The organism is Lacticaseibacillus songhuajiangensis (genome assembly GCF_003946025.1).
Classification (GTDB): Bacteria; Bacillota; Bacilli; order Lactobacillales; family Lactobacillaceae; genus Lacticaseibacillus; species Lacticaseibacillus songhuajiangensis.
The window spans coordinates 94,924-101,482 of sequence record NZ_RHNR01000004.1 but is presented as its reverse complement, the minus strand read 5'-3'; the positions used below and the strand labels follow the sequence as shown (position 1 = coordinate 101,482).

Sequence of the window (6,559 nt, the reverse complement as noted above, 5' to 3'; positions counted from 1 at the left end):
GTCACATTGGTATTGCATTGCAGGGATAAGCTGGTTAAAGTTGAGATGGTGTGAAGCCTCGCTTTCGTGATGGTTTTTGTCGACTTAACCTTAGCATATAGGCGCACCCAATGGGTGAAACACCAAAGCAGCGCAGTCCCGTGTGAATCATGGGATTGCGCTGCTTTTTTGAAATTCTATGAATAATCCAGGATTAACAATTTCGCACGTTGATTCGGCTTAGTTGGGAACAAAAGGGGCTGTGACAAAGAAATTGTCACAGCCCCTGGTTGCCGTTGTACAGTGCGGTTACTTGTTGTAGTTAGCGACTGCTTTGGCGAGATCCGCGGTGTTGTTCACAATGGTGCCGTTTAATTTGATCAAGCCGGTGGTGTAAAGGTTGAGGTAGTGGAACTGATTTTCGGCGATTGACTGCAGCGCGGCCAATTTTTGCTGATTGCCCGCGCCCTGCTGGCGGCTGTCGGTGTACAAGCCCACGATAGGAATCGCGCGCGCGTAGGCCACCCCGATTTCACTGGCCACGCCGGCATCGATAGTGATCCCATCCAGAACGGCAACGACCAGGTCGGCACTGAGCAATTCGTCTGTGTCGGCTTGCGCAATCATTTTGGAGTCGGCGTAGGCTTCTTTGTCGTTAATTGCGGCGTTTTCTTGCGGCAAGTAGATGTCGACGCCAGGTACCTGGGCGCGTAAGTCAGCCACGATGCGGGCGTTGAATTCAAAATCAGCTTGGCTGAACAAACCATTGGCAAAATAAATTTTCATGAGCAACTCCTATTCTAGCGACGAGTGAAACTGACAACAGCCTCAACGCGGGCGGTCTGCGGGAACATGTCGACCGACTGGATGAAGTTAACCCGGTAGAGGCGGCTAAGGTCGCGCAAATCGCGGGCCAGCGTTGACGGGTTGCAACTGATGTAGACGAACTTGCGCGGCTTACTGCGCAAAATGGCTTTGATGAAGCCAGATTCCAGTCCGGTGCGTGGTGGGTCGACCACCACGGCATCTGGCTTAAAGCCGTCGTGGAGCCATTGTGGTAGCAAATCTTCTGCTTTGCCGACTTCATAGTCAACGTTTTGAATCCCGTTATCAGTGGCGTTCATCTTGGCATCATCAATGGCTGCGGGAATGATATCCATCCCGCGTACACTACCGGCGGTTTTGGCCATTGACAGGCCGATGGTGCCGACCCCACAATAGGCATCCACCAAGGTGTCGCCTGCCTGCAGGTGCAACGCATCTTCAGCAATCTGGTAGAGCGTAGCGGTTTGCTCGGGATTCAGCTGCAAGAAGGCTTGCGGGGAGAGCGCGAAGCGGTGGTCGCCGATTTCTTCGTAGATGTACTTGGTGCCAGCCAGGTGCCGGGTCTCGGCGCCCCACACGAGGCTGCTGCGGCCAGGGTTAACGTTCTGACTGACACTGACGATGGCGGGCAGCTCAGTCGCAATTGCTGTCAGTAGCTCGCGCTTGCGCGGCAATTTGCTGGAGTTGGTGATAATCGTCAGCTGCGCATTTTTGTCAGCAGCGGATTCGCGCACCACGAGTGTTTTGATGATTCCGGAGTTGGCCTTTTCGTCGTAGACCGGGATTGCCAGTTTCTCGATGATGGCGCACAGCCCCGTGATGAGCTGCATCGTCAACGGTCGCTGGGTGGCAAAAGTCGTCAGCGGAATGAGGTCGTGACTGTTGGGCGCGTACAGACCGGCGCGGACGTGTCCGTCCACAATCCGGACCGGGAACTGGGCCTTGTTGCGGTAATGCAGCTGCTGCGGTGCGGCAATGGTGGGGCGAACGTCAATGTCCTCCCAATCGCGCGGCTTAAATTTGGCCAGTGACTGCTTAATGACATCCGTCTTGAATCGTAGTTGCGCCGGGTAACTGAGTGCACCCAGCTCAATCCCGCCAATCTTGCCGTACAGCGAATCAACCGGCTGCACGCGGTCGGGACTCTTTTTACGCAGTTTGTGCACCTTGGCCTGCAAGTAGCGGGGGTGCACCATCGTCACCTCGGCCACAACGACTTCGCCGGGAAGCGCGTCCGGAACGAAGCAAATCTTGTGTTTGAAGTAACCAATTCCTGCGCCGTTAATGTCCAAACGCTTGATGGTGAGCGGAAAGCGGCTCCCAATCTGAACTTCCTCTTCCATGTGAATAAAGACTCCTTTTTTCAGTCTGACTATGTTGCATGACTCCCAACCATTGTAGCAAAAATTAACCCGCCGCTGGGACACTAACTCCTGTATACTGGACATAGATTATATTGACGGAGGCAGAACTTTGGAAATTACGTTTACAAACCCCACTTCCAAGCGGGTAAGTGCAAAAGTATGGCACAACGACGAGCTGCACACTTTGCACGATGGTGAGAAGTTAGAGCTCAACGTGCAGCAGGGTGACGTTGTGAAGTACAAGGTCGGCGCACTCAGCGCCGTGCGGACAATTAGCGTGCAGTCCAACAAGGCTCGCTTCATGATTGAACAGGACAAGAAAACGCAAATGTATGGTTTTGCGCTGATTTTCCTGCTCATCTTGGCGATGTACTTTACGAAGTTCTTCCAGAGCACAGTCGCTTCGACAATTGGTGCTGTGGTCGTGCTGGCAGTCTTTGAAACCTTCCTGTACTTCCGTGGTTACAAAATTACCATTTTGCACTGATTATGATTTCGACACTAAAAGGGTCGCACGGTAGCCAAGCAGGCACTGCGCGACCTTTTTTGATTGTTTACCGACTCGCGGCTTTTACCGCTGCTAGGTGGCGCAGCTTGCTCAGCAGAGAGTAAAGGTCCGCTTCGGTGTTCTCGGTGCCCCAGTACAGGATGTGCGGTCGGTGCGTTGGCGCCGTTAGGTGACCGTTCATCACGGCGAGCATCTGGTTCAGGTTGGGTGAGGATGTGATGACCACATCGGCAGGCGCGACAGAATTATCCGGCAGAACGTGAATCATCCCCATACCCTGCATGTAGTCGAGCATGTCACGGGTGATGATACCTTGGACTTCAACTTCCAGACGCACCTGCAGGAGGGCGTGCGGGTGAAAATCCTCATAGTCGGGCAGGAGTACGAAGAAGATCGATTCGGTAATATCAGGAAGGTAACGCTTGAAGATCCGCTCCGGCGCATGTTGCGAAATTTGGTGGATGTACTGCTGAATCTGCGCGCACAGTAAATCGCCACTCGCGCTGTATTCGGTCACGTCGCTGAAGTCGCTCGCTTTGATGAAGGTGCCGTTGATGACGTAGTAGGTATAAACGACCCGATAGAGATTGGTGCGCAACGACTGATCACTGCGCACCCGCAAGCGCTGAAACGGTTCGATCTTTGCACTTAAAGCGTCCAGCAATTGATCGGCAAAACGCCGAACCGGACTGTCAAAACTGGTGAAATAGGCGTAGATGTTCTGTTGCAGTTGGGAAGCTTGCCGCGACAGATCTAGTTTGGAAATGCGCATGAAGTAGTAATAGCCTTGCTCCGCTGTGAGCGCGCGTGGCGGCACGTGCGGGAAATAGGCAGTCGTGAAAATGAGTGCGCTCAGACTTTGATTTTCAGTGAGCATTTGGTTCATCTGCGCCGTGAGCACAAAATAGTGTTTTTGCTTGATACGCAGTAGCTGCACCGCTAGCGAGATGAGTCGACGCAACGTGATGACCTGTAAATTGGGCTCTTCGAACATGCTGGGCAGTTGTTGCAGCGTATTGTAACAAGCGGTTACCTCCGCTTTGCTGATGTGCGTAAACGGCCAAGTACCGCCGCCGCGATACGCTTCATTGAAGAAAGAGGACATGAGCTGGCGAATGGCGAGTTCACTGCCCTGGAGTACCCAATTATTCATGTCAAAAGCTAGTTGCCGTTCCGACAAAAACCGCCGAAACGGTTCTGCCTTGCGGCGCAAGGTGGAGCTACTAACCGCGTGTTTTTTCGCGAAGTCATCAAAATCAATGGCGCCATTTTGCAGGAGTGCGGTGTAGAATTGAAAGCACACCGAGTGCTGTAGTAGGTAGAAGCGATAACTATCAACGTGGATGCCGGCCGCAACCTCGATGAAGGTCTCACCTGCAGCGCGATCAGTGTCGCCGTTTGCCGCCTGAATGCTGCGGAGGTGCGTTTCGAGCTCGTGGTAGGTTTTGAGCGTTTTCTGGTACGATAAGTTGAGCTCGCTACTGAGCCGGTTGATGGTGAAGGGTTCAGTGCCGCGCGCTTTGAGCATTTTGAATAGGTTAAACGTCACTTGATCATGTTTATCCAGAAAGAATTGTTCAAACATGCACTGGCCCTCCTCCGTAGCTTTTGCGCGTATTATAACACGGAAAACGTCATTTTGACGACGCTTTCATGCACGACAACACTTAAAAATTCAGTCAATAATTGATGTTGAAAAAAGTGGGGTAGTCATTGGCTTGCACCCCATTGAATATAAAAGGATTGGAGATTAGGATGCCAATAATTAGCAGCATTGCCAGTCAGAAGAAGCCGGGTCGTTATAACGTTTATCTTGATGGCAAGTACGCATTCGCCGTGGACGAGGGGACGCTCATTCGCTTTGGTCTCAGTAAGGGACAGGAACTGAGCAAAGAAGATGTTGCGGATCTCGAGCGCGATGATGGTCGTGCCCGCGCTCTCGGACAAGCGCTCAATTACATTAGTCACCAGGCGCGCAGTGAACACCAGGTGCGCCAATTCTTGAGTGGCAAAGAGATTGAGGATGAAATCATTGAGCTGGTGATCGCCGAGTTGCAAGACCTGCATTATCTGGACGATGCGGCCTATGCGAAACGGTTTGTCGCCGAGAACGTCAGCTCAGGTGACCGCGGTCCCGGTAGTGTGCGTAGCTGGTTGACCCAGCGGGGCATTGATGCGAACACAATTGAAGATGCACTCGCAGGCTACTCTGAAGAAGAAGAGCTACGCATCGCGACGGCCATCGCCACCAAGTTTTTGGCACATCCGGGCAGTAAGAGTCACGGCGCGCTTTTGCAAGCACTCAGGCAGCGGCTCATGCAAAAGGGCTTTAGTAGTGACATCGCCAGCAGTGCCATTAGTGAAGCGGATGAAGAACCCGATGAAGAACGCGAAAACGAGCTTCTGCTGAAGGCGGCGGAGAAGGCTTGGCGGCAAAAGCGGGGATTGGACACCCGCACACGCTTGATGAAAGCCAAGCAGCAGCTTTACCGCAAGGGTTTCAATCTCGATGATATTAGTGCCGTTTTGGAACAAATTGAAGCGACAGAGTCTGACGATTAGCTTGGGCGCCGCGTGAATGGTGGCTACCGGTGTTGCGGCTGAACTGGTATAATGTTCAGGAATAAGAATATTATTGGAAAGCTGGTTGTCTATGCTGGTCCCACGAGAAGGCGATTATGTCGCGATTCAAAGCTACAAGCACAATGGGCAACTGCACCGGACATGGCGAGATACAATGGTTCTGAAGACGAGCGAAGATGCGCTCATCGGGGTGAACGACCACACGCTAGTCACCGAAAGTGATGGGCGCCGCTGGCTCACCCGCGAACCGGCAATTGTATATTTTCACCGGCACTACTGGTTTAACGTGATTGCGATGATTCGCGAGGGTGGCGTAAGTTACTACTGCAACTTAGCCTCGCCCTTCACGATGGACCAGGAAGCGCTGAAATACATTGATTATGATCTGGACGTCAAGGTGTTTCCGGATGGCGAGAAGAAGCTGCTGGACGTTGACGAGTACGAAGATCATAGCAAACTGTGGCAGTACCCCCAGAGTACTGACCGAATATTAAAACGTAACGTTGAGGTTTTGGTCGACTGGATTGACAAGGGCAAAGGACCGTTTTCCCAAGCGTATGTCGATTTGTGGTACAACCGTTACTTGCAGTTATCTCACCGGGTGTAAGTCCCGCGGGGTCGGGCTTGTTCCGGCCCTATTTTGTTGATGCGGCTAATTCAGGCGAATAGCCGCTAGGTTAGATATTAGAAGCGAGGGGGATTAATTCTTGGAACCCGTAATGCAAGATGCAAAAGTATTTATTGGCCGTGCGTACGCTGATGCACAGGCTTCCGCTAACGACTCTTTTCAGGAAGTCTGGGAAGATTGGGCAGCGCAGGACCGTTTCGCACCACTTGATGAACTTGCCAGTGGCGAGCAGCACCGGGCCAGTTTGGTGGTTTTCTCACCATATGGCACCATGATTTACTGGGTCGGCGCAATTTTCCCGGCCGGCACCGGGGTACCGAGCGGTTACCAGTCCTTTAGTTTGCCCGCTGCCACGGCGGCGACGGTCAGCAAAAAGGCGGGGATGATGTTTTGTGAGTATCCCGTTAGCATGGCTGTTTCCCAAGGCGTGACGGCGCTCGATCAGGCCGGCTTTGAACTGCCCGAATACTTCGGGCAAACGGCAACGCCATACTATCTGGAAGATTACACGCTGACTGATGGTAAGGTGGCGCAGGTGACCTACACCGTCTACGTTGGTGCTGATAAAGATTACGGCTTCGATGACGTGGACTAACTGACCTTAGAGAGTGGCAAATACAAAAAAACGCTCCGGCTACAACCTGAAATTCAGGACTGCTACCGGGGCGTTTA

General features: G+C 52.6%; 7 protein-coding genes. 4 read left to right on the top strand and 3 right to left on the bottom strand.

The window, feature by feature from the left end:
• Positions 1 to 288: 288 nt before the first annotated feature.
• Together EKM97_RS02445 and rlmD are read right to left on the bottom strand one after the other, a co-directional pair.
• Entirely contained in the window at positions 289 to 765 is a 477-nt protein-coding gene (locus tag EKM97_RS02445; RefSeq protein ID WP_125570687.1) for a nucleoside 2-deoxyribosyltransferase, read from the bottom strand.
• A gap of 14 nt (positions 766 to 779) precedes the next feature.
• Positions 780 to 2,147 carry a 23S rRNA (uracil(1939)-C(5))-methyltransferase RlmD gene (gene rlmD, locus EKM97_RS02440; RefSeq protein WP_125570686.1) on the bottom strand — a complete coding sequence of 456 codons (1,368 nt, stop codon included), beginning with the start codon at positions 2,145 to 2,147 and terminating at the stop codon, positions 780 to 782.
• A gap of 130 nt (positions 2,148 to 2,277) precedes the next feature.
• Here rlmD and EKM97_RS02435 point away from each other — a divergent pair, with 130 nt between their 5' ends.
• Positions 2,278 to 2,655, top strand: a complete 378-nt coding sequence (locus EKM97_RS02435; protein ID WP_125570685.1) for a hypothetical protein — start codon at positions 2,278 to 2,280, stop codon at positions 2,653 to 2,655.
• A 67-nt stretch (positions 2,656 to 2,722) separates the two neighbouring features.
• Here the strand turns inward: EKM97_RS02435 and EKM97_RS02430 are convergent, their stop codons facing one another.
• Entirely contained in the window at positions 2,723 to 4,261 is a 1,539-nt protein-coding gene (locus EKM97_RS02430) for a helix-turn-helix domain-containing protein (protein ID WP_125570684.1), read from the bottom strand.
• Positions 4,262 to 4,431: 170 nt separating this feature from the next.
• Between EKM97_RS02430 and recX the strand changes: the two genes are divergently transcribed.
• The 3 genes from recX (at position 4,432) to EKM97_RS02415 (ending at position 6,482) form a co-directional block, all read left to right on the top strand.
• A complete protein-coding gene (gene recX, locus EKM97_RS02425) occupies positions 4,432 to 5,238 on the top strand; it encodes a recombination regulator RecX (RefSeq protein WP_125570683.1) in 807 nt (268 codons plus the stop codon).
• Between the two features lie 91 nt (positions 5,239 to 5,329).
• On the top strand, positions 5,330 to 5,866 hold the full coding sequence (gene ntdP, locus EKM97_RS02420) for a nucleoside tri-diphosphate phosphatase (RefSeq protein ID WP_125570682.1): 537 nt from the start codon (positions 5,330 to 5,332) through the stop codon (positions 5,864 to 5,866).
• A 100-nt stretch (positions 5,867 to 5,966) separates the two neighbouring features.
• Positions 5,967 to 6,482, top strand: a complete 516-nt coding sequence (locus EKM97_RS02415; protein ID WP_125570681.1) for a hypothetical protein — start codon at positions 5,967 to 5,969, stop codon at positions 6,480 to 6,482.
• Positions 6,483 to 6,559: the final 77 nt, after the last annotated feature.